The 21,182-nt window shown below is 53.1% G+C and carries 33 protein-coding genes; 7 read left to right on the top strand and 26 right to left on the bottom strand.

The genetic code is table 11. From position 1 onward, the window contains the following. Positions 1-91 precede the first annotated feature (91 nt). The 6 genes from fliK to fliF are packed head-to-tail and all read right to left on the bottom strand — an operon-like array spanning position 92 to position 6,532. Positions 92-1,330 (bottom strand): flagellar hook length control protein FliK, encoded by a 1,239-nt coding sequence (fliK, locus tag M987_RS19840; RefSeq protein WP_014070854.1) that lies wholly within the window; start codon positions 1,328-1,330, stop codon positions 92-94. Beyond that, positions 1,327-1,770, bottom strand: coding sequence for a flagellar export protein FliJ (gene fliJ / locus M987_RS19835; protein ID WP_014070853.1), 444 nt, complete (start codon positions 1,768-1,770; stop codon positions 1,327-1,329). Before fliJ ends, fliK begins: the two co-directional genes overlap by 4 nt. A 21-nt stretch (positions 1,771-1,791) precedes the next feature. Beyond that, positions 1,792-3,162 (bottom strand): flagellar protein export ATPase FliI, encoded by a 1,371-nt coding sequence (gene fliI / locus M987_RS19830; RefSeq protein WP_014070852.1) that lies wholly within the window; start codon positions 3,160-3,162, stop codon positions 1,792-1,794. Then, positions 3,162-3,869 (bottom strand): flagellar assembly protein FliH, encoded by a 708-nt coding sequence (fliH, locus tag M987_RS19825; protein WP_014070851.1) that lies wholly within the window; start codon positions 3,867-3,869, stop codon positions 3,162-3,164. Before fliH ends, fliI begins: the two co-directional genes overlap by 1 nt. Continuing rightward, positions 3,862-4,860, bottom strand: coding sequence for a flagellar motor switch protein FliG (gene fliG, locus M987_RS19820; protein ID WP_014070850.1), 999 nt, complete (start codon positions 4,858-4,860; stop codon positions 3,862-3,864). The genes fliH and fliG overlap by 8 nt, the downstream gene beginning before the upstream one ends. Beyond that, entirely contained in the window at positions 4,853-6,532 is a 1,680-nt protein-coding gene (fliF, locus tag M987_RS19815; protein WP_014070849.1) for a flagellar basal-body MS-ring/collar protein FliF, read from the bottom strand. The genes fliG and fliF overlap by 8 nt, the downstream gene beginning before the upstream one ends. A gap of 228 nt (positions 6,533-6,760) precedes the next feature. Between fliF and fliE the strand changes: the two genes are divergently transcribed. Continuing rightward, positions 6,761-7,075 carry a flagellar hook-basal body complex protein FliE gene (gene fliE, locus M987_RS19810; protein WP_014070848.1) on the top strand — a complete coding sequence of 105 codons (315 nt, stop codon included), beginning with the start codon at positions 6,761-6,763 and terminating at the stop codon, positions 7,073-7,075. Between the two features lie 29 nt (positions 7,076-7,104). Here fliE and M987_RS19805 read toward each other — a convergent pair whose 3' ends face one another. The 9 genes from M987_RS19805 to M987_RS19775 all read right to left on the bottom strand — a co-directional run bounded on the left by M987_RS19805 (position 7,105) and on the right by M987_RS19775 (position 10,664). Then, positions 7,105-8,397: a tyrosine-type recombinase/integrase gene (locus M987_RS19805; RefSeq protein ID WP_014070847.1), complete on the bottom strand. Its 1,293-nt coding sequence runs from the start codon at positions 8,395-8,397 to the stop codon at positions 7,105-7,107. Positions 8,398-8,442: 45 nt separating this feature from the next. Beyond that, positions 8,443-8,688 (bottom strand): excisionase family protein, encoded by a 246-nt coding sequence (locus M987_RS19800; RefSeq protein WP_014070846.1) that lies wholly within the window; start codon positions 8,686-8,688, stop codon positions 8,443-8,445. An 8-nt stretch (positions 8,689-8,696) separates the two neighbouring features. Beyond that, positions 8,697-8,897, bottom strand: a complete 201-nt coding sequence (locus M987_RS19795; protein ID WP_014070845.1) for a hypothetical protein — start codon at positions 8,895-8,897, stop codon at positions 8,697-8,699. A gap of 191 nt (positions 8,898-9,088) precedes the next feature. Then, complete coding sequence (sra, locus tag M987_RS25335) at positions 9,089-9,256, bottom strand: stationary-phase-induced ribosome-associated protein (RefSeq protein WP_176408562.1); 168 nt, start codon at positions 9,254-9,256, stop codon at positions 9,089-9,091. Between the two features lie 9 nt (positions 9,257-9,265). Next, positions 9,266-9,505, bottom strand: coding sequence for a DUF4222 domain-containing protein (locus M987_RS19790; RefSeq protein WP_014070844.1), 240 nt, complete (start codon positions 9,503-9,505; stop codon positions 9,266-9,268). After that, positions 9,468-9,980 (bottom strand): class I SAM-dependent methyltransferase, encoded by a 513-nt coding sequence (locus M987_RS19785; protein WP_014070843.1) that lies wholly within the window; start codon positions 9,978-9,980, stop codon positions 9,468-9,470. Before M987_RS19785 ends, M987_RS19790 begins: the two co-directional genes overlap by 38 nt. Further along, positions 9,980-10,195, bottom strand: coding sequence for a TraR/DksA family transcriptional regulator (locus M987_RS19780; protein ID WP_014070842.1), 216 nt, complete (start codon positions 10,193-10,195; stop codon positions 9,980-9,982). The genes M987_RS19785 and M987_RS19780 overlap by 1 nt, the downstream gene beginning before the upstream one ends. Positions 10,196-10,198: 3 nt before the next feature. Beyond that, positions 10,199-10,345: a hypothetical protein gene (locus tag M987_RS24920; RefSeq protein WP_014070841.1), complete on the bottom strand. Its 147-nt coding sequence runs from the start codon at positions 10,343-10,345 to the stop codon at positions 10,199-10,201. Between the two features lie 88 nt (positions 10,346-10,433). Continuing rightward, positions 10,434-10,664 (bottom strand): hypothetical protein, encoded by a 231-nt coding sequence (locus tag M987_RS19775; RefSeq protein WP_014070840.1) that lies wholly within the window; start codon positions 10,662-10,664, stop codon positions 10,434-10,436. 244 nt (positions 10,665-10,908) lie between these two features. Between M987_RS19775 and M987_RS19770 the strand changes: the two genes are divergently transcribed. Both M987_RS19770 and M987_RS19765 read left to right on the top strand, forming a co-directional pair. Beyond that, on the top strand, positions 10,909-11,490 hold the full coding sequence (locus tag M987_RS19770) for a hypothetical protein (protein ID WP_014070839.1): 582 nt from the start codon (positions 10,909-10,911) through the stop codon (positions 11,488-11,490). Beyond that, positions 11,487-12,089 carry a class I SAM-dependent methyltransferase gene (locus tag M987_RS19765; protein WP_014070838.1) on the top strand — a complete coding sequence of 201 codons (603 nt, stop codon included), beginning with the start codon at positions 11,487-11,489 and terminating at the stop codon, positions 12,087-12,089. Before M987_RS19770 ends, M987_RS19765 begins: the two co-directional genes overlap by 4 nt. 11 nt (positions 12,090-12,100) lie before the next feature. Here M987_RS19765 and M987_RS19760 read toward each other — a convergent pair whose 3' ends face one another. The 11 genes from M987_RS19760 to M987_RS19720 form a co-directional block, all read right to left on the bottom strand. Next, a complete protein-coding gene (locus M987_RS19760; protein WP_014070837.1) occupies positions 12,101-13,345 on the bottom strand; it encodes a phosphoadenosine phosphosulfate reductase domain-containing protein in 1,245 nt (414 codons plus the stop codon). Then, complete coding sequence (locus tag M987_RS24195) at positions 13,342-13,494, bottom strand: DUF1317 family protein (RefSeq protein WP_014070836.1); 153 nt, start codon at positions 13,492-13,494, stop codon at positions 13,342-13,344. The genes M987_RS19760 and M987_RS24195 overlap by 4 nt, the downstream gene beginning before the upstream one ends. Positions 13,495-13,505: 11 nt before the next feature. Further along, complete coding sequence (locus M987_RS19755) at positions 13,506-14,219, bottom strand: hypothetical protein (protein WP_014070835.1); 714 nt, start codon at positions 14,217-14,219, stop codon at positions 13,506-13,508. A gap of 11 nt (positions 14,220-14,230) precedes the next feature. Next, entirely contained in the window at positions 14,231-14,896 is a 666-nt protein-coding gene (locus M987_RS19750) for a hypothetical protein (RefSeq protein ID WP_014070834.1), read from the bottom strand. 3 nt (positions 14,897-14,899) lie between these two features. Next, positions 14,900-15,556, bottom strand: coding sequence for an exodeoxyribonuclease X (exoX, locus tag M987_RS19745; RefSeq protein ID WP_014070833.1), 657 nt, complete (start codon positions 15,554-15,556; stop codon positions 14,900-14,902). Beyond that, positions 15,534-15,695: a hypothetical protein gene (locus M987_RS24915; RefSeq protein ID WP_014070832.1), complete on the bottom strand. Its 162-nt coding sequence runs from the start codon at positions 15,693-15,695 to the stop codon at positions 15,534-15,536. The genes exoX and M987_RS24915 overlap by 23 nt, the downstream gene beginning before the upstream one ends. Then, positions 15,689-16,084 (bottom strand): hypothetical protein, encoded by a 396-nt coding sequence (locus M987_RS19740; RefSeq protein ID WP_014070831.1) that lies wholly within the window; start codon positions 16,082-16,084, stop codon positions 15,689-15,691. Before M987_RS19740 ends, M987_RS24915 begins: the two co-directional genes overlap by 7 nt. Before the next feature lie 70 nt (positions 16,085-16,154). Next, entirely contained in the window at positions 16,155-16,364 is a 210-nt protein-coding gene (locus M987_RS19735; protein ID WP_000607101.1) for a cell division protein FtsZ, read from the bottom strand. After that, positions 16,361-16,519 (bottom strand): hypothetical protein, encoded by a 159-nt coding sequence (locus M987_RS24910; RefSeq protein WP_014070830.1) that lies wholly within the window; start codon positions 16,517-16,519, stop codon positions 16,361-16,363. The genes M987_RS19735 and M987_RS24910 overlap by 4 nt, the downstream gene beginning before the upstream one ends. Before the next feature lie 10 nt (positions 16,520-16,529). Beyond that, a complete protein-coding gene (locus M987_RS19725; protein ID WP_014070829.1) occupies positions 16,530-16,718 on the bottom strand; it encodes a hypothetical protein in 189 nt (62 codons plus the stop codon). 1,069 nt (positions 16,719-17,787) lie between these two features. After that, entirely contained in the window at positions 17,788-18,540 is a 753-nt protein-coding gene (locus M987_RS19720) for a S24 family peptidase (protein WP_014070828.1), read from the bottom strand. 41 nt (positions 18,541-18,581) lie between these two features. Here M987_RS19720 and M987_RS19715 point away from each other — a divergent pair, with 41 nt between their 5' ends. From M987_RS19715 to M987_RS19700, 4 genes are all read left to right on the top strand, one after another. Continuing rightward, on the top strand, positions 18,582-18,815 hold the full coding sequence (locus tag M987_RS19715) for a hypothetical protein (RefSeq protein WP_000102594.1): 234 nt from the start codon (positions 18,582-18,584) through the stop codon (positions 18,813-18,815). Between the two features lie 17 nt (positions 18,816-18,832). Beyond that, entirely contained in the window at positions 18,833-19,375 is a 543-nt protein-coding gene (locus M987_RS19710; protein WP_014070827.1) for a toxin YdaT domain-containing protein, read from the top strand. A 185-nt stretch (positions 19,376-19,560) separates the two neighbouring features. After that, positions 19,561-20,496: a replication protein gene (locus M987_RS19705; RefSeq protein WP_014070826.1), complete on the top strand. Its 936-nt coding sequence runs from the start codon at positions 19,561-19,563 to the stop codon at positions 20,494-20,496. Then, positions 20,493-21,182 (top strand): replication protein P, encoded by a 690-nt coding sequence (locus tag M987_RS19700; RefSeq protein WP_014070825.1) that lies wholly within the window; start codon positions 20,493-20,495, stop codon positions 21,180-21,182. The genes M987_RS19705 and M987_RS19700 overlap by 4 nt, the downstream gene beginning before the upstream one ends.

Genomic DNA, 21,182 nt, shown 5'->3' with positions numbered 1-21,182 from the left:
TGTTTCGGTACAGCTTAATAAGGTGATTATCCCGTGTCCGCCTTATCTCAAAGCGTGGAAAAGACGGGGATAATCACGCTACCTCTGGCGTTTAGGCGAAGATGTCTACAGCACTGTTTCCACGCGCGGCGGATTGCAGTGCGACAGGCGCTGGTAGTAACTCATCGCTCTCTTCATTAAAGCCGCCCTGCTGGCCGGAACGCGAAGCCTGCTGTTGCTGCTGTGAGGCAGACTGCTGCTGGCCCGAGAAGCTTTCGCTGCTGACGCTGCTTTGTGAAAGCTGAATACCGTTCTCAGCAAGCGAAGTACGCAGAACCGGCAGCGCCGCTTCCAGTGCCGCACGTACGTGGCTGTGCGCAGACACCATCTGCAACTGCGCCTGGTTATCATCAAGCTTAATCGAAATTTGTACCTGGCCCAGATCTTCCGGGTGCAGGCGCAACTCAGCCGTTTGCTGCCCTTGTCGGGTGAACAGCGTGATGTGCTGGCTCAGGGTCTGCTGCCACTCACTGGTGCCAAGCGGCTGGCTCAGTACCGGCGCGGTAGCGACCGTGGCGGCGGGCTGAGAGGTGGCCTGGCTGCTGACGATTGGCGCAAGCGTTGCCGTTGGGCTGGTGGAAGAAGACTGGCTTGCCAGGTCCTGCTTCTCAGCGGTAACGGCTACGGCGGGCGTCAGCGGAGCGTTAGCGGCCGATGCATCAGCGGTTTGCGGCTGAGGTGCGTACGCAAGCGCAGACTGTGCTTTTTCATGTGCACCCGAGGCGGTCGTCAGGGCCGGTTGTTGCCCGGTGCTGGTTTGTGCCAGAGAGGTGCCTGCCAGCACTTTCTCGGCCACGCCTTCAGTGCTGACGGCCTGGGTGGAAACCGGGGTTGCGGTCTGCTGATGCGGCAGCATTGCCATCAGCGCGCTTAATCCGGCCAGCTCTTCTTCGCTGAGGTCGGTTTTGCTGTCATCTTTGGCAGCCGTTGACGTCAGGCTTTTCAGGGCATCACTATGGGTTGCTGGCATCAGCCCGGAAACCAGGCTTTGCAGCGCGGTGGTTTGTGCAGTTTCATCCCCGGTAAGCGTGTCCTGGCGTGATAACAGATCGGCAATTTTTGCCTGAAGCGTGGTATCGCCGTCTTTATCCTGTGCGACTTTTGCCAGCTTGCTGCCGGCCGCTTTCAGGTCGGCAAGGGTCAGCGGCGCATCTTTACCTTGACCGGCGGTATCCGTCAGGGCGCCAGCCAGCAGGGAGAGAAAATCTTGTGCACCGCCGGTGCCTTTTCCCGTCTGCGTGCTGCCTGACAGGTCACTGTCGGTCATCAGCAGTTGTTGCAGTGTGATCATTCAGGTTTCCTCATTGATGCGCGCTGTGCAAACTCATCCATTTTTTTCTGGTCCAGGCGGTTCTCGGCGAGAGTAGTTGCTGCCACTTGCCGGTCCTGCAAGGTTTGCCATGCCTGGAGCCGCTGTTTTTTCTCGCGCCAAAAGTTCAGCGCCGTATCGACTTTTTGGGTCCACTGGTTAAGCTGCTGGCGATGCTGTTCAATCGCCTTTTCAAGCGTCTGGATAAACTGCTGATAGTTAATCCAGCGCTGGCTACCAATGCCCTGTGTCATGTCGGTATTGAGGTTGGTGCGATATTCATGCTGATAGTCGATCAACATCTTCAACTGTTCTTCAGCCTGCTGGCACCCGCGTCGCATTGCGCCAAGCTGCAATGCGGCATCATCAACTTCTTTTTCAGCCAGATCTTTTAGCGTTGATAACGCGCTGTTTTGCGCCATGACCTTCGCCCTCCACCTGTATTACACCTGCGGGAAAATCAGCTCCAGAGCCTGAATCGAATCGTCCCAGTCGGCGCGTTCAAAAATACCTTGTTGCAGGAATGCTTCCAGATGCGGCCACAGAGCAATCGCTTTGTCGAGCATCGGGTCGCTGCCTTTGGCATACGCCCCCACGCTCACCAGGTCGCGGTTACGCTGGAAGCTGGATAGCAGTTGTTTGAAGTTACGCACGCGGGCGTAGTGCTTCTCGGTAATCAGTGCCGTCATCGCACGGCTGATCGAGGCTTCGATATCGATAGCCGGATAGTGCCCGGCTTCAGCCAGACGACGGGATAACACAATGTGACCGTCAAGGATCGCACGCGCGGAGTCGGCAATCGGGTCCTGCTGGTCATCGCCTTCGGTCAGAACCGTGTAAAACGCGGTAATCGAACCGCCACCAGTGATGCCGTTACCCGCACGTTCAACCAGCGCTGGTAACTTGGCAAACACCGAAGGTGGATAGCCTTTGGTGGCTGGTGGCTCACCGATAGCCAGCGCGATTTCACGCTGCGCCATCGCATAACGGGTCAGGGAATCCATGATCAGCAGCACGTGCTGCCCGCGATCACGGAAATCCTCTGCAATACGGGTGGCGTAGGCTGCACCCTGCATACGCAGCAGTGGGGAAACATCCGCCGGGGCGGCGATCACCACCGAGCGGGCGCGGCCTTCAGCACCCAGAATATTTTCAATAAAGTCTTTTACTTCACGACCACGTTCACCGATAAGCCCCACGACGATAACGTCGGCCTGGGTGTAACGCGCCATCATGCCGAGCAGTACCGATTTACCCACGCCGGAACCGGCGAACAGACCCATACGCTGCCCGCGTCCGACGGTGAGCAGGGCGTTAATCGGGCGCACGCCGGTATCAAGCACATGTTCGATAGGCGTACGTTGCAGCGGGTTAAATGGCTGAGTGATCAGCGCCCCGGTTTCGGTGGTGTCAGGGGAGGGCAGACCGTCGAGCGGCTTGCCGCTCCCGTCCAGCACGCGGCCTAACAGCGCCGGGCCAAGCGGCAATTGTTTGCCACTTTGCAGGCCATCGCCTGAGTTGTTTTTTGCATAGACGCGCGCGCCGGGCAGAATACCTTCGACCTCTTCAAGCGGCATCAGGAACAGACGCTGACCGTTAAAGCCAACGACTTCACTTTCCACTTCGCGGGTTTCGATCCCGTCCTGACGTTCGATCACGCAGGTGGCGCCCAGCGGAAGCTGCAAGCCCGTGGCTTCGAGCACCAGGCCTGTAGCGCGGGTTAAACGCCCATAACGACGAACAGATGGCAGTTGCGCCATCTTCGTTTCGAAGTTATCAAGGGTGGTAAGCCAGCGAGTGAGGCGTGCGGTCATCAGACGACTCCCGGTGCCGCCAGGCGGCACAGTTCCTGCCAGCGGGTGGCGACGCTGGCATCCAGATCGCCTTCATCCGCAGAGACTTTGCAGCCGCCGTGGTGTAAGGAAGGATCGCCGCGCAGACGCCAGCCATGCAGGCTGAGCGTGGCGCCGAGGCTCTCTTCCACACGCTGAAGATCGTCGGGATGAACACGCAACTGCGGTTTACCGCTGAACAATGGCTCCTGCTGAAGCAGGCCCTGAATTTGTTTGATCAGCGCCGAGTTATCTACCGTTGGCGTCTGGCCAATGACCTGACGCGCGGCTTCAAGCGCCATCTGCATCAGGCGCGAGGCAATCACGCTGTCGAGCGCATCAAGGGTGTGCTGGAATTCGCTGACCAGCTGCTGCATCCGGGCATGAAGCGGTGCCTGTTGCTGGCGCGCCTGTTCAATACCTTGCTCTAACCCTTTCGCCAGACCTTCCTGATAACCCTGCTCCTGGCCTGTCTGCCGTCCTTCATGTAAACCCGCGTTATACCCTTGTTCGTGCGCCTGCATTTGCATTTGCGCCAGCATATGAGCACGCTGCTCTTCTTCGCTGAGCTCAGGGGGTTCTGCGCCCGTATCGCCCTCATCGGGCGATATCATAGCCGGGGTAAACTCGGAAAGAGGAGGGGCCAGATCGTCGGGCGTCCAGCGCTTCCACGGCAGCTCATTAGACATACGTGTCTTCTCCGCTGCCAATCACCATCTCGCCGGTTTCTGCCAGACGACGAACAATAAGCAGGATGGCTTTCTGTTCGTTTTCCACCTGAGACAGACGCACCGGGCCACGGTTGGCAAGGTCGTCGCGCAGGATATCGGCTGCACGCTGAGACATGTTGCGCAGGAACTTCTCGCGCAGTGGCTGTTCGGCACCTTTGAGGGCGATAAGCAGCGATTCGGAGTCCACTTCCTGGAGCAGGCGCTGGATGCTGCGATCGTCCACTTCGACCAGGTTTTCGAACAGGAACATCTCGTCGATAATTTTCTGTGCCAGCTCGCCGTCGAACTCGCGAACCGCCGTAATAACCGCTTCTTCCTGCTGAGTTTTCATCAGGTTGATGATCTCTGCCGCCGTTCTCACGCCGCCCATTTTGCTGCGCTTGAGGTTTTGGCCATCGAGCAGGTTGTTCAGCACTTCGGTCAGTTCTGCCAGTGCCGCTGGCTGGACACCACCAAAGGTGGCGATACGCAGCATAACGTCGTGACGCAGACGCTCTTCGAACAGCGCCAGAATATCGGCCGCCTGACCACGTTTGAGGTGAACCAGGATGGTGGCGATAATCTGCGGGTGCTCGTCGCGAATAAGGTCGGCGGCACTCTGCGGCTCCATAAAGTTGAGCGTCTCGATACCGCTGGCGGTATCGCGGGTTTCCAGAATATCTTCCAGCAGGCTGGCGGCGCGTTCTTCGCCAAGCGCCTTGACCAGCACAGAGCGCAGGTATTCGTTGGCGTTGACATTGAGCGCGGCAAACTGCTCGGCTTCCTGCTCAAACTCAGCCAACACTTCGGTCAGCTGTTTATTGGAGATCTGACGAACGTTCGCCATTGCCGCACTGAGAATTTGCACTTCCCGCTGGGAGAGGTGTTTGAACACCTCTGCCGCGCGGTCTTCGCCAATGGTCATCAGCAGGATGACGCTTTTATCGGTACCTGTAAGCGTATTACTCATGTTCGTTACCCATCCAGCCGCGGATGACCAGCGCGACGACGCGCGGATCGTTATCTGACATTTCGCGAATACGTTGACTCATTACCTCAGCACCCATGCGCTGATTAGCACGACGCTGCTGCATTTGTTCGTCTTTGCTCAGGCGAACTTCAACGGCGTCTTCCACTTCCTGACGCGTATTCATGAGCTCCTGAGCGGCTTTGGCTTCTTCTGCGCGGCGCGTCAGTTGCGGACGAATCGCTTTACGCCACAGCAGCCACGCGACAATCAGAACCAGCAGCCAGCGACCGGCAGACATCAGCTGATCGATAAACGCCTGCTGTTGCCAGAACGGCAGTTCGCCACCTGTCTCATCAACCGAGTTGAACGGAGAGTTCACCACGTTGAGGGTATCGCCACGCTTCTCGGAGTAACCCATGGCTTCACGAGTCAGGTCTTCGATCTGCTTCATTTGCTCGGCGGTCAGCGGCAGCGGTTTGCCGTCTGGCAGCGTTTTGTAGTTTACAACCACAGCAACAGAAAGGCGTTGTACATCACCCACGTTCAGCTTGGTGTGGCGAATGGTACGGTCGACTTCGTAGTTGGTGGTTTCATTACGGCTACTGGTACGTGGGCCAGAGGACGTGTTTGAAGAGGTCGTTTGCTGATTCGTTTGTTGACCGTTCTGCTGGTTTGCCGGCGGCGTCGAAATTGGCGCGGCGTTAGCCGGGGCAGGCTGGTTAGACAGTGCGCCTGGCACGCCACCCGGGTATGGACCGCCCACTTGCTCGTTTTCATTAACCTGGCGAGAACGCATCACGGCCTGCGCAGGATCGCCATTCGGGCTGTACTGTTCTTCCGTTTGTTCTTTATTGGCGAAGTCAATCTGAGCGGTCACCTGCGCATGGACGTTGGAATTCCCTACGACCGGGCCAAGAATGGCTTCAATACGGCGTTGCAAACGGCCTTCGACATCGGCGGCATATTTCAGCTGTGCGTCATTTAAGTCGCGACCGGCGCTGTTGTTCTGCGTCAGCAGATGGCCACTCTGATCAACCAGAGTCACGTTACCTGGCGGCAAACCAGCAACGGCGCTGGAGACCAGATGCGTTACCGCGCTGATTTGCCCCTCATCCAGCGCGCGGCCAGGTTCGAGGTTAACAGTCACAGAAGCAGACGGGGATTTTTGTTCGCGAACAAACAGAGAAGGTTTCGGCATGGCGAGGTGAACACGGGCACTTTTCACCGGGCCTAATGTTTCAATGGTGCGGGCCAGTTCACCTTCCAGCGCACGCTGGTAGTTAACCTGCTCGCTGAACTGGCTAATACCGAATTTTTCCTGGTCCAGCAGCTCAAAACCTACCGCGCCACCTTTTGGCAGGCCCTGCTGCGCCAAACGCAGACGCAGTTCGTGCACTTTATCCGCCGGAACCTCAAGCGCACCACCGTTATCGGCGAAGCGATAAGGGATGTTCATCTGGGTAAGTTGGGTGACGATGGCGCCGCCATCCTGGTCGGAAAGGTTACTGTAGAGCGTGCGGTAGTCAGGGCTTTTCGCCCACAAGACCATCGCGACAATAATCGCAATTGCGGCAGCGCCTGCCACGATCAACGGGATTTTAGGATTCGCGCGAAGGCGGTTCATCCACTCAAGTGATTTAGTCTGCGGTGCTGTCGATGCTGTCGCACTCATTGCGCACCTCTTAAATCCTGGTGGGTTACGTTATTCGTGTAGAGAAACAAAACTGACTCCCGGGTCGGCAAACACGACAAAAGTTCCATACTGATGGCCCTGCCATTATTTGATGATTCGGGATTTTCTATGCGTCAAATAACCTGGTTTTTTCACGCTATTTAGCGCCTTTATCTTATTGACAAGCTGTTAGTCTTGACCGCGTAAAAAACCATCCAGGGGAAAGTCATGGCTATACAGGGCATTGAAGGGGTGATCAGTCAGTTGCAGGCAACGGCGATGACGGCACGTAATCAGAGCGTGGCAGAAGAACAGCCGACCATCAGCTTTGCGGGGCAACTGCACGCCGCTCTTGACCGTATCAGCGATACCCAGACCGCTGCGCGTACACAGGCGGAGAAGTTCAGTCTGGGTGAACCGGGTGTGGCGCTCAACGATGTGATGACCGATTTGCAAAAAGCGTCTGTGTCGTTGCAGATGGGGATCCAGGTAAGGAATAAGCTGGTTTCTGCGTACCAGGAAGTGATGGGAATGCAGGTTTAGGTTATCTAACCTAATGATATTTATATTTATTAACCATCCGATCCTACTGCGTGGGGCATGGATGGGGCAAACTCACTCAATTTCTGGTTCAGGATGAGCACCTGGTCCTGGTTGTTTTCGGCCATCCAGGATCCGTACACCCGGTAAACCATTTGCGCGTCGGTGTGGCCCATTTGCTTCGCTATGAAGTTCGGGTTGGCACCTGCTGCTAATGACCAACATGCATACGTGTGTCTGGACTGGTATGCTCTGCGATAGCGAATCCCGGCGCGTCGCATTGCCGCCTCCCATGACTGGTTAATCGACCCCACAGCGTAATGATGCCCGGCACGGCCATTACGTGAAGCGATCTGCGGGTTGAACACGAACGTGCACGGATGCACATCGGTGCGGCCATACTCACGCAGTTTGACCTCAACTTGATACTGCTTACCCAGGCGTGTTAATTCAGCCTGGTTTTTCAGCACGTCTATAGCTGGCTGAATGAGGTTTATGATGCGGTCCGTTCCGGCCTCTGTTTTTGGAAGGGTGAACTCCTTCGTTAACGTGTGGTTCCGGCGGATCATCATCGTACCCGCTTTCAGGTCGATATCTTCCCAGGCCAATGACACGAGTTCGCCGTGGCGCGCGCCAGTGTACACGGCAAGAGACCACATATTTTTCAGCTGCTGGTGGGCGCATCCGTTCACCATCCTGACGAACTCCTCGCGTGTCAGAGGATCTGGTTCGCATCGAGAGCGCTTAAGCATGGCTATTCCGGTAAATGGGTTGGCCCTGACATACCCGCTTTCGGTGGCAAACTTAAACATCCCACCCATGATTTTCATGTAGTTGTTGACCGTTCTGACGGAGCGGCCTTTAACCGGCGTTTTCTGCCCTGCCTTCAGGGTGTGATAACCGGTTAGCAATTCCTTCCTGATAAACAGCAGGTCTTCCTGCGTCACCGCAGAAACCAGCCTGTCACCGCCGATCCTTGGCACCATATTGCGCGCTATAGATGAATAGCGTGACATCGCGTTGGTGCTGATCTCCATGCGTTTCAGCTCAAGCCACTTATTCGCCAGTTCCAGCACGGTTATTTCCTTACTCTCCACCCCGAATTTCTTCAGGTTTGGTGAGTCCGGGAACTGAGTAGAATAATTGAAATTCCCTGTTTTAATCGAAAAGCACACTGCCGCGCGCAGCTCGCCAGCGACTTTCCTGTTTTTTGGTGTATCTGGCACGCCGAGGCTTTCACGCACCCGGCTGCCTTTATAGATGAACCATATGCGGAGCGTTCCGCCATGATTCTCCACGCCTGTTGGGTATGCTGACTTAGCCATTATTCCCTCCTGACGTCCAAGAGCCCGCTAAGCATAAACGGATCTTCATTGGCGCGCACCCGGCTGTTTCTTTGACATGCTCTCAACCCACTGGTCGACAGCCTTACGGTTGTACATGCATTCACTGTTTTTCTTCGGCACGCCGTCAGGGGAAACATGCAGATATTCCCGACCGACCATCCAGCATTTTTTGCGGGCCCGCTCGATAGTGCCAGGGCGAAGGCCGGTAATCTCGACGAGCTTTTCTTCTGTCACCCAGTCGTTGGGTACGATTAAGGTCATTTCACTCATGGTCGCTCCTATGACATCGTTTTATAAAACTGCGGCTGGTCTGGAGTGGCCGCGCGTAATTCGTATTCGTAATGGATCTGATAAGTACCGCCGTCCCATGCGACATAAACCCTTGGCTTATCGTTTTCCGGTTCCAGCAGGCTTTCGACTATCCCCCTCAGTCCGCCGGTCTTCTTCTGGACTAATGCGCCCACATTAAAAGCAGCCATTGCACACCTTCCGGTTCGTGAAGAAATGAGATGAGAGCGCCCAGGGCAATAAGAGCTGCGATGAGCCAGTTCATGGGGTTTGATTGCATGGTGAACTCCCAAAAAGAAGCCCGGCGCGTGGCCGGGCAAAAGGGATAACGGAGCAGTGCTTTCGCACCCAATAGCCAGCTCATAACTGGCTATCAGTTGCGTCAGCGGAAGTAGAAAAAGCTTCCGGATCGAGTGCGAAGTGCAACCCATGTCGTTACATGCTTCCCAGTCCTTGCCGAAGGGTGACCTTCGATTAGTTCCATCTGCTGTGTATTGCTGCGCCAGTGTGGCATCCCAAGTAGCCGACGAGCGGCCGCGTTACTCTTCATAATCTCTCCTCATGCCGCGCGCTGGGCGCGCAGCAATTTAATGTGCTCGCTCGTCTCCAGTTCGGCGCGTATCTGTGCCGCCTCACGGTGATCGAGGTGCTCAAAGTCATTGTTGAATCGGTCGACTGAAGCGGTGTTGATCCGGCTCTGTCTCCAGTAGCGGACTATCTCTGATGTGCAGCTGTGGATGATGACGGGCCAACCTGAATGGTCAGCGTAAATCTGACCCCGTTGAATTAGCTGGAACATTTGGACCACCTTTGACGAAAATCACCCAGTGGGTTTTGTCTGACTTGCCGGTGCGCTGCCAGATGACCGGTTTCTCGTCGGTAAGCACCAGGATATTGCTAACCGGGATCTGTGTTTCGCTCCATTTGAAGATGAGTACGCCGTTTGGCCACAACACCCGGAATGCCTCTGAGAACCCGGAGCGCAAATCATCGCGCCATGTTTCTTTATTTAGCCGCCCGTACTTTTTCCCCATCCAGGCGTTTTCACCGACGCGTTCGAGGTGAGGCGGATCGAAAACGACGACAGGGAAGGTGTTATCGGCAAAGGGAAGGGCGCGGAAGTCTGCAATAAGGTCCGGGTTGATAACTAACTGGCGGCCGTCGCAAAGTTCATGCTGCTCGGCGCGGATATCACTGAACACCGCTCGCTCGTCCTGCTTATCGAACCAGAACATGCGAGATCCGCAGCACATGTCTAAAATTGCTTGCTGCATTACTGCCCCCTCTGCTTATTTCTCAGTTCTATCTCTTCCTGGCAACTGGAACACGTCTGGCAGCCGGGAACGGCAGCGCGCCGCAGCGCCGGGATGTCCTCCCCACATTCACTGCAATGCTCAGCTGATACGGCGTTGCGGTTTAGCCGGTGAGCGGAAAGGGCAGCGTTACGCTGAAGCTCTTCAATCTCTGCTGCTGTGTCGATGATGTCCATGATTCATCCCTTAAAGTCTTCACCAGCCTTTTTCCCGGCTTTCCATGCCAGCCAGATAAGCGCTGTTACATCGTCTGAGGGTGCATCTTCTACACACCATCCAGTTTCTTTTTCGTACCAGTCTTTAAATGCCTGTGTCATTTCGTCCATAGTTATTCCTCGAAGAGTCGATTAATGCGGTTGAAGGTAAAGGCCAGCAATAAAAAAGGCCGCTTTAGCGACCTGGTGATTTGCGATTTCATGGCTGTATCCACCCTTTACCTTTGACGTGCTGAATAACGCCAAGCTTCCTGAGTGACTGGATGCGGCGGTCAAGGATGCGGAAGACGTCCATCGGGTGCTTTCCTTCTGCTTCAGCAATGACCAGGCACTCCTGTCTGACGGAAGGGTTAATTATCTTCAAAAACGAGGTTGGCTGAGCGCCGATAGCGCTTAACACTTCGCTATCCAGTTTCGCGTATTTGGTCACTATTCAACTCCGAAGCGGCGATTAAGCCGCGCCCTGTGTATACGACGAACTCCAGGAGGCTAACTCCCAGAGCTTCAATTTTCTTGTGATGCTTGTTGATGATGGGAGGCACCGTATCGTTACAGTTTGGTTTTGGCTTCTTGCGCATCTGTTTTTACAAAGTCTCTCGTACATATAAAATTCATCTACATGAGATGCTGTGCTAGCATCATCAGAAGATCTAAGTACATCGAGCAGGGATAACATGGTTAATCAGCCTCCGTCACGACAGACAAGTGAAGATATAAAGCTAGAGACAATTCGTTGGCATCAAAGGCTCCAGGAGATTACTTATCTTGAGGCGGGTCAGCACATGCGAGCATTAAATCAGCTCATGTGGCAAATCCCCAGTTTTGTAATTGCAGTAAATGGAGGACTTTGGTATGCAACTACAATTGCAAATGAAAGTTCTCTTAGGATAATCTTTTTTATTTTATTTTTGTTCGATGTGACAACTATATTCTCCTTGATGCGCTTACGTCAGCTTATTGGTGTTAAAATAAAGAAGCAGCAGGAGATAGAGAATCCAGATAATCATCCATTATTAAAAAAATTAAGTTGTGAATTTAATCTTCAGTTTAATGTTCCCGTGGTTGCTAAAGGTAGGAAACATATTGTCGTTGGATGCTGGATTATTATGCTGATAATCTGTGCTGCTACTAATCTGGCGGGAATCGTAAACCCTAAGTTCTTTTCTAAGACAACTAATGCTACAAATTATAGTGCCACGATTAAAAATAATGGCTCAGCTTTGATAATTGAAGCTAAACAAGGTGGTTTAAAATGACAAGCTGGGATTTTTATGAAAAAAATGCTGAGCGTTTGTTTTCGGATTATATATCGCTTGATTTTGAAACCATATTTTCAGATGTTGAACGTTATATTGGTGATTGTCATGGTCTAGCTTTAGATGTTGGCTCAGGTTCTGGAAGAGATGCAGCTGCTTTAGCAAGTAAAGGCTTCCAAGTTGTAGCAGTTGAGCCAAGCAGCAGGATGAGAGCTCTGGCCCAGGACTATTATGTGGGAAGCGATATTTATTGGGTGGATGATTCACTTCCATTGTTGTCGAAAATAAAATCAAGCAATAAAAAATTTGACTTAATCCTATTGAGTGCGGTGTGGATGCATCTTGCGGAACATGAGCAAGCTAAGTCTCTTGAGGTACTTTCAAGTCTTTTGACTGATAAAGGGAAATTAATAATTACTTTGCGATTAGGGCCGGCTGAACCAGACCGGAATATATCCGTGGTTCGTACGGATGAGTTGTTGGAACTAGCGAAGAAAAATTCTCTCACGCCTGTTTTCATTACTGAACTGGGAACTGACAGCTTCAAGCGTAATGAAATACAATGGCAAAAAGTTGTATTTAGCAAGCCCATCGTCTGATGGGCAGTATTTTATTCACACAGACCATAACGTGAAGAGCAGACGGTGGTATCGATACTTGATTTTATTAAGTCATAAACTTTACCACCACGCCCAGTCTTAGCCCACTCTAAAACCGCATCAACTCCAGGGGTGTTCATTCCGCCGCGCGGGCCATAGAATCCAGACCATTCAACACGTTCAACATCAGGTCTAAGTCCATATAATTGTACTTCCCTACCCAGAGGAAGGTTGAACTGCTTCATCCACCTTTGGCTTATTTCACCTACGCTCATCCAGTGAACCCAGCGACTGACAAGGCGAACCTTTAGCTCCCACTGCCTATGCTTTTCGATGTATTCAGGCCAGCGAGCTGCCGTCTCAGCTATTTCCTCTTTATTGCACAGCACGCAATTCATGCACCCGACGCGGGCAGCTCCTTGCAGGTAAAGCGGATTTGGATTAAGGCCAAAGTGCTTGTGAAGTGCGAAAACGTCAGAAGCAGTCCATTGGTGAATTGGCAGGAAGTTATAAAGAAACGCCGGGTCTCGCTGATCAGTTGAAAACCGCTCGTACCCAGCACGCTTCGACGACTCATCTGCTCGCACCCCGGACCACTGAACGATAACCTCACCATCATCCAACATGGGTTGCATGACAGCATCGAATGCTATTTGAATCTTTAACTCATCAGTGCAGAAGCGATCCCGTAGTTGAGGGAACTTGCCATGAAGTAAACAGGCATCAAGAAATGAATTTCCGCTTGGATGCAAAACAGAAAGCGCTGCCTCAAGTGGTGTCTGAAATTCAATACCCCATTTTTCAGCGGTACGCTGCCATGCCTTGCCAAATTTGGTATCACTCCTTGCCAGGGAAGGCATTATAATCCCTCGGTAGGAGCCCATTCTTATTGCCTGTCGTTTGGTCCATGTTGAGCTGATGGCTTCGCGCCGACGTGAGAAATGCTCCTCTGAGTAAACTCGTTTAACCACGCTTATCGGTTTGCATCCGATTTGCTCATGAATGGTTTTACCGAACTCAATTGTCAGCTCGTGTTCGTTGTCGGTATCGGCCATGACACCTTGCACCTTGTCGCCGAACAGAGCGTGGGCGATTGCCATGGTTGCCGTGGAATCTTTACCGGCAGAAAAGTTAACGATAATTTTGTGGTCTTCGGGGATCCTGAATTCATCGACGTAACGCTGGTAAGCAGATTCGATTTCTTTAATCTTCTGGCCAATATCTGTCGGTACGATAATCATTGGTGCTTCGCTCATGCTGCCTCCTGCCTTTCCCGATATTCCTCAGCGAGCCGCTGCGCCTTTAATGGATTGCTGACTACTTCATCCCATGGCATTAGCCAGCCGTTACCAATGAAGGGAAGGCACAGTGTGCCAACCCTGATGTCGTCGTGAGCGTGAGTCATAACGAGGTGTCCTAGAATGGAATGTCGTCGTCGAACGGAGGGTTCTGGTTGTTATGCGACACCTGACGGTTTGCCTGTTGCAGACGGGAATCCGGTACCGAGTTTGGATCGGTCTGATTATTCCCCCATCCACCATTGTTATTCGAATGCGCACCCCAGCCGCCGCGTGATGAATCGTGAGGCTTGCGGTCATCTTTGTCTTTCATGGTGCGCTCAAGAGCGGCGATCGCTTCGGCTGGCGTTTTTTCAGTGAACTCTTTGTAGGTCAGGCGAGAGCCAGGCTGGAAAACGTGGCGCACTTCGAATTTATAGCTGTCACTGCCATCAGTCGTTTTAGTGGTGAGAATTTTCTGTAGGAACAGCCCCACACGCTTACCTTCCAGCGCCGGGAGGAACCATTCAGGGCCATTTTGCCCTTGACGCTGTTGTGCCTGAGCATTTTTAACCTGAGCAACCCACATAATGGCGGCAATCAGGCCCATGCCGAATGTCTGGCTGCCGTCGCGACCGAGGAAATTGATACGCAGGAAGTTTGCTTTCTGGCCATCGGCGTCCAGAGAAAGCACCAGCGCCTGAGACTGTGAGCCGTCTTTACCGAACTCATATACCGCCGAGGTGATATCCCCCTCGTAAGCGCCGGTTTCTGAGATTCCTGCGGCAGACCCTGCCTTTAATGCTGCTGCTGCCGACTGCTGGTCCCATATAAAGCTGATTGGTTGGTTCATCGTTATCTCTCTTATAAGTCAGTGAATTCAGAAATTGCGTTGTCGAACGCCGCCAGGTCGTTATCCATGTCAGTCACTTCCGGCCCGAACAGGTCAGGAGGACACTTCACGGTGTCGTTGTCGTCGCCCTTCAACAGGAAAAGGTGTTTGCCGTCGCGCTTGATGATGCGCAGAACGATGGGGAAGTAACCTTCAGGCGTGAGCTTTTCGTTAAGCATCTTGCCGACGGTCTTCATCCTGATTTTCCCTTCGCTCTCTTCGGTGTGAGCGAGGAAATAGACGCGGAAGTCGTCCGGTAGCTGGGTTGCAGCTTCGATGATTCGCCAGGCGTGTTCCGCCATTTCGGTAAACTTGGTGTAGCCAGTCTCGTAGGCCCGGTCCATGTTCTCGTGCTGCATGACAGCCTGAAAATCATCGATAATCAGGATCTTTCGGTTACTCATCGCAGCGTTACGGATCACGTCAAGAAGATGCCGGCCATTGCGGATATCAACCACGTTCCCTCGTTGCACCGTATTGTCCGGCAGGCGTTTGCCGTGGAGTTTCCAGCCGGTATTGCGGAACGGCAGGGCCTTGCGAATGCAGCGGGCGAGAATGGCGCTTTCCGGGTTAACGTTGCGGATGCTGTACGTCTTGCCATACCCGGAGTCGGCAAGGATGAGAGTCATTACCGCCATAAATCACCCCTTAAGCCAGTGTTTGATGGTGAAGAGAATGTCTTCGTCATCACTGTTGCCGGAAAGCCAGCGAAGATAGCCAGGGTCGACCTTGGCAATCTCTTCGAACGTCAGGCCCTTGTGCTTGCCGAACCGGATCGCCTTCATCAGTGACGGGCTGTTTGAAATGGCGCGCATTTCGCCCATTGTCCATTTTGCCAGGCGGCCCATGTACAGAAGCAGTTCGGCTGTGACGTAGCAGTCATACAGCGCGCGGTGTGCATACAGCCCTTCTGGCAACTCAGGTTTGAGGCCTAGTCGATAACGCATGTACTGGTTGCCGTGGCTCTCAAATTCCGGATACTGGACTCGGGCCAGTTTCAGCGTGCAGATCCATGGGGCATCAATCTGAGGCAACTTCGACTTATCGAACTTTGCGTTGTGCGCAACATAAGCATCTGCACCGAGGTAACGACCGATAACTTCGCTAATCAGCGGGGCGTCAGCGACCATATCTTCGGTGATGTGGTGGATAGCCATAGCCTCGAAACTGATCGCCTCAGTGGGCTTCACAAAGTCGCTCATGGGGTTGCAGATAACGCCGTCAACGATATCCACGCTGGCTATCTCCAGCACGCTGCCTTCCAGGCTGGTTGTCTCAGTATCGATTACGCGTAACATGCTGTTTCTCCGTGTGGTGGTCATTAACTGCGTCAAATTCCGCGAGCTGGCGGGCAATGGATTCAAGGTCCTCTGGCTGGAGGCCATACAACAGGCAAATAACCGCAACCATCAGAAGCCCGTTCTGTTGGCTTACCATTTGTTTCTCCTTGCCATTTTCGAGCGGCCAGGGTTCATGCGGAAAAAGCGTTCAGCACAACCCTTGTCTTCGCAGAAGTGCGACTGGCTGGTGGTCATGTAAGTGGAAACCGCGCGGACAATGCAGTCTTTAACGTGCCTGCGGGCACCGCAGTAAGCGCACATTACCGAGTTGAGGTGTTCTGTTGCTGAATCGAGGATGATGCTTTCTTCAAAGCTGCCTGGAACGCCGCGGGAGTCCACGTACTCAATCATGTTTAAAGTACGTCCGGCGCCATTAGTGAAAGACCCTCTGCCAGTCAGCTTAATAATTTGACCGCCGAGCTTAAGACGGGATCCGGCCGGCAGACTGGCCAGGCGATCAGCTGTCAAACGTTCATAAGGTTGCATAGGAACTCCTGAAAAAAGTGTGTGCGAAGCCCGGCTGCGTGAAGCCAGCCTGATTGGTTGAATATGGTGGTTAGTGCTGGATAGGGTTGCCGTGACCGTCCAGAAGGACGTCAATCACGCAGTCACTGAGGCGGATGATTTCTGCATCGGTGTGCAGGTATACCCATTTGCGCTCCTGAATGACTGCTGAGACGCGATAGGTTCGGCCTTCATGCAATGCCATCATGCCCGGCGTGACGCACTGGCGAATGAGCGGGGTGGTGCCGTAGTGGTTGATCATACCTTCACCTCAACCTGTTCCAGGAGGCCAGCAATATGCATCTGCCAGCGATTAAGTGTGAGCTTTTCACGCGGGTTCGATAAAGATGTCAGCTGCCACTCGTTATTGTTGAGTTTTTTGGCGGTGAACTTCTTGCCATTGTGGGTTACGGTCATGACATTCCCCTCACCATGTTTTAGGCCAGTCAGTAATTACAACCACAACGCTAATCTCATTTTTCGGTTCGTCTGGATTGGTTGCCATGTGCGTTTTCAGGGCCGATTTCTCTGCTTCACTTCTATCCGTGGCTTTAACTTGGTAAGTGCTATAGCCAGCATTAACGCTAAGGACTACGCTGAATTTTTTCTTACTCATAAATCCTCTTGGCCTTATCGCGGCGAACGGAACGGTTAATACAAGACTTCTTCGCTTAAGGGCGGTGGATGGCCGCCGGTTGTCATAACTCGAGCCACTCGTAAATGACTCCAGGTATGAGGTATCAAAAAAACCGTCGGGGCGGGTTTAAGTTTGTGGATGCTTAGAGATATCAATGAAGGATACGTTGATTTAATAATGGCTATGATGTAGAAAGGATTTAACCAATGAACTCTTTATGTTGGGGAAGTGCTTTCGAATGAACGCGCTTAGTATCATGGCGTTAGCCTCTGACCTCGTAACTTTATGGCCAGTTTTTTCATGGATTCTAGAAGGAGCGCATATGCTAATTACATGTTCAGGATTTGATCCAGTATTGATGGTAGGTTGCGGGTGTGCGCTGCGGGTAAGCAAGCTACCGCCACGATATTAGCAATTTCTCAGAAAGCTCCAGCATTTAACCCAGAAAGGGAGTAGCACTACGCCCGCACCACTTTAGAGCCTCGCATTAGCGGGGCTTTTTTAGCAAAAATCCAACCACCTTCCCTGAAGATGGTTGGAAGCGTTGAAATGTTTTGGTGGTTTGGTGTTTCGCATCTTGCTGGCCTATGCGAATGTCTATACAGCCACTTCCAGGTCGTTCCGAAGAACACGCCACACCCCAAAACATTCCCTGTATTGGTCAGCGCCAACTCCCTGCCAGTGTTGCCCGTTCTCACGCCGTTCTCGCTCTCGCGCGGGGATACTCTCTCACCGACCGGATCGCACCCGGTGATACAGCACGTTTACGTGTAGGGGTCTTAACAGGTCATTGACGCTGTAGATCTGCATGTTGTTAAAAAGCAGGCGACTTGCTGTCCGCCGCTGGCTAACTTCGCTCAGCTGTCGATGTTTCGTTTCGATGGGGTGAATTTAGCGTGATGCTAAATTATGCGCAATAGCAAAATGCTAAATTATTCGTGAGTTGGATTTAGCGTATTGATTAATAAGCGATTAAAAATTTACAGGGCAGGAATTCAGAGCATAAAAAAGCCCGCGCGATGGCGGGCTTGAGAAATTTTTGGTGAGTTTATGGGATGTTCAGTATCTTGGCATCAACCACAACGCCAATAATTTTGCAGTTGCCATTAACCTCTAGCATTGGGTAAGCGGGGTTAAGAGGCTTAAGGAAGCGCCTGCCTGCATCGATTACAAGCTTCTTGAAGGTCGCTTCGTTATCGCCTTCAAGCTTCGCGACAACCAGCTTTCCGTTGCGTGGTTCCACTTCAGGATCCACAAGTATAGCGGCACCCTCAGGAATGCTCAGCCCGGCCGGGGAGGTCATGGAATCCCCTTTAACGTCCAGCCAAAATGAATCTTCTGAGCAGACAACCGTGGTGTCATACCAGCGGTCAATCGCTCTTCGGTGATAAGGTTCTACAGCTTCCATCCATTGCCCCGCGCTTACCCAGCTGATTACAGGATAACTTCCTTTTGTCTCGTTCAGCCCCCGAAATGCAACGTTCGTGGGTTGTTCATTGGCGTGTAAAACATCCATCCAGCCAAAAGGCAGATCAAGCGCAGTTTCAATTTTGCGAGCCATCTTATCGCCAATATTGCGATTAGGGTTTGGTCCAAGAAGCTGGCTAAGAGCTGCCGGGCTTGTCTCGATGAGTTCGGCGAACTGCGCCTTAGTCATTCCAGATTCGCTCTGGCGCTTCTCATACAGCGCTTCCAGGTTGGCCTTTCTGATTTCTTTATTTTCCATCCCAGCATTGTTACTGCTTTTAGCAAAATGATAAATATGCAAATTGCTAAATGTTGCTTGCGTAGTATTTAGCATAACGCTAAACTCCAAATCAAACGACTCACCCGGAGACATCAATGAGCACTGAACTACACCGCTGGCGCAAAGCCGCCACTACCGACGAATGGGCACAGCTCGCAAAGCTGGCTAACACGACACCTGGTTACCTTGACCAGATCGCCTACGGAAATCGCCGGGCATCTCCAGAAATGGCATCTGCTATCGAGAAAGGCACGAAGAATTTTCACCGCCAGGCTCCAGTCCTCAAAGAAAGCCTGGTATTCGCATCGCCGCGTGATACAGCGGCCTAACCACGAAAGGGAAAGCAATGCATTCACTTGCGTATCAACACAATACCGGAATACACCCCGGAGCGGTGATAAACCGCGCTCAATCTAAGGCGGCGCCAGACCACGAAAAGATCCGTGATGCCGTCCGCGCCTGGTCGTCGTCTCTGGATAACCAGGATGTTGTCTCGGCGCTGATCATCAACGAGCACCGGGAACAGGGCGGTAAGGCCATTAGCTTCCCGAACGATATCAGTCGGGCGCGACAAAAGCTTTTTCGCTTCCTGGATAACCGTTTCGACTCTGAGCAGTACCGCGAGAACGTGCGCCAGCTGACACCGGCAATCATGTCCGTCCTGCCGCTTGAATACCGCACGCGCCTGGCGCCACAGAACGACACGATGTCTCTGATCGCGTCTGCGATGAAGGAGTGCGCCGAAGCTAAACAGGCCGTGCTGCTGGACGCTCCAGAACATCAGAAGCTGAAAGAGGTAAGTGAGGGTATAGCGTCGCTGTTTCGCCTCATGCCAGAGCAGGTAGGGCCACTGATGACGATGGTCACGTCGATGCTGGGGGTTATGTGAAGACTACAAAAATGGCGAAAGCCGGTCTGCGCGAACAGAACCGACTTTCTGGTGCAACAAACGTCAGTCAATTGCGAGGTCATTATGACAAACGCTAATCCAAAACGCCAGGCGCAGGAGGTTTAACTGTGTCGAACGTCGCTTACGCTAATTTCGCGGCGCACTCAGCCGCAAGGAGCAACAGGATGGAGAACCAGAAGTCTGGTTACGTCCCGTTGTACCGGAGCATCAAGAAGAAGTCCTGGGCTAAAGATGTGTTCCTGCGCGCACTGTGGGAAAACCTGCTAATTGACGCGGCCAGACAGCCATACACGGCATTCTTCAAGGGCAAACAATGGCCTCTGCAACCCGGTCAACTGGTCGTCACTGCTGCGGATCTTGGGCTTCAATTGTGTGACCGCCAGGGCAACCCAACCAGCCGCGATGCTGTCGAGAGAATGCTGTCTGTTTTTGTTCGGGAAGGGATGATCACCATCGAAGGTGAGAAGCGAAAAGGCAGGGTGATCACCATCACAAATTATGTCGAATATGCTCAAAAAATGGACGATTTACCCGCACATAAAGCCGCACATATGAGCGCACATGACGAAGCCAGCAATAGCGCGGGTTCGGATGAGTATGCCGCACATAAAGCCGCACAATTCCCCGCACATCATGAACAAGAAGGTAATAACAAGAATATAAATAACTATTCGTCCGAGAATTCTGACGAATCCTCTGACGCACGTCTGAAAAAATTCTTATCAGCTCATCCTGATGCTGTGGTTTACACACCATCCGGTGCGAAGTGGGGATCCGCTGAAGACCTCAAAATTGCTCAATGGATTTCTTCCAGGGTGAAGGTGATCAACCCAACCTGCAAAGCCCATGACATGACCTCCTGGTCTAACACCGTTCGCCTGATGCGCCAGATAGACAACCGGTCACACCAGGACATCTGCGCGCTTTACGACTGGGCCAGCAAGCACCACTTCTGGCATACAAACGTCCTGAGCCCGGAAAGCCTGCGTAAGCAGTGGGACACGCTGACGATGCAACGCAATGCTGGTGGCGAGCAGCGCACCGGTAAGCAGGATCTGGACTTCAACAACACTGACTGGGCCTATGAGGTGATGCGATGAAATCTCTTGCAGAGCAGATGCGTAACCACGACCGCGAGCAGATGAGCCGCATGGCCCATAACCTGCCAGAACAGTACCAGGAGCACGCACCGGTCGAGCAGGTGGCTCAGGTGTTCAACAAGCTGTTCAACGAGCTGCGCGCTGCGTTCCCGGCCAGCATGGCAAACTTCCGCACCCAGGACGACCTGAACGAATTCCGTCGTCAGTGGCTGCTGGCGTTTCAGGAGAACGGGATCCACACCATGGCTCAGGTCGATGCCGGTATGCGCATTGCCCGCCGCCAGGAGCGTCCATTCCTGCCGTCGCCTGGTCAGTTCGTCGCCTGGTGCAAACAGAGCGGTGGGGCGCTGGGAATTACCGTGGACCAGGTGATCGCCGAATACTGGGACTGGCGTAACAGATCGTTTGAGTTCACATCCAGCGAGCAATTCCCCTGGTCGCAGCCGGTCGTGTACCACATCTGCGTCGAACTGCGTCACCGCAGCACAGAGCGCCAGTTGACTCATGGTGAGTTGACCCGCGAGGCGGGCGATCTGCTGGACATGTGGGAGAAGCGCGTCACCGAGGGTAAGCCAGTGCCACCCGTGCGTCGCGCAATTGCAGCACCGGCTGCCGAGCACGGTCCTACGCCGATCCAGCTGCTACTGGCGAAGTACAACCGCAATAAGTCGAACGGGATGGTGTGA

The sequence above is a fragment of the Enterobacter soli ATCC BAA-2102 genome, assembly GCF_001654845.1.
GTDB lineage: Bacteria > Pseudomonadota > Gammaproteobacteria > Enterobacterales > Enterobacteriaceae > Enterobacter > Enterobacter soli.
This window is presented reverse-complemented; position numbering and strand designations above follow the sequence as displayed.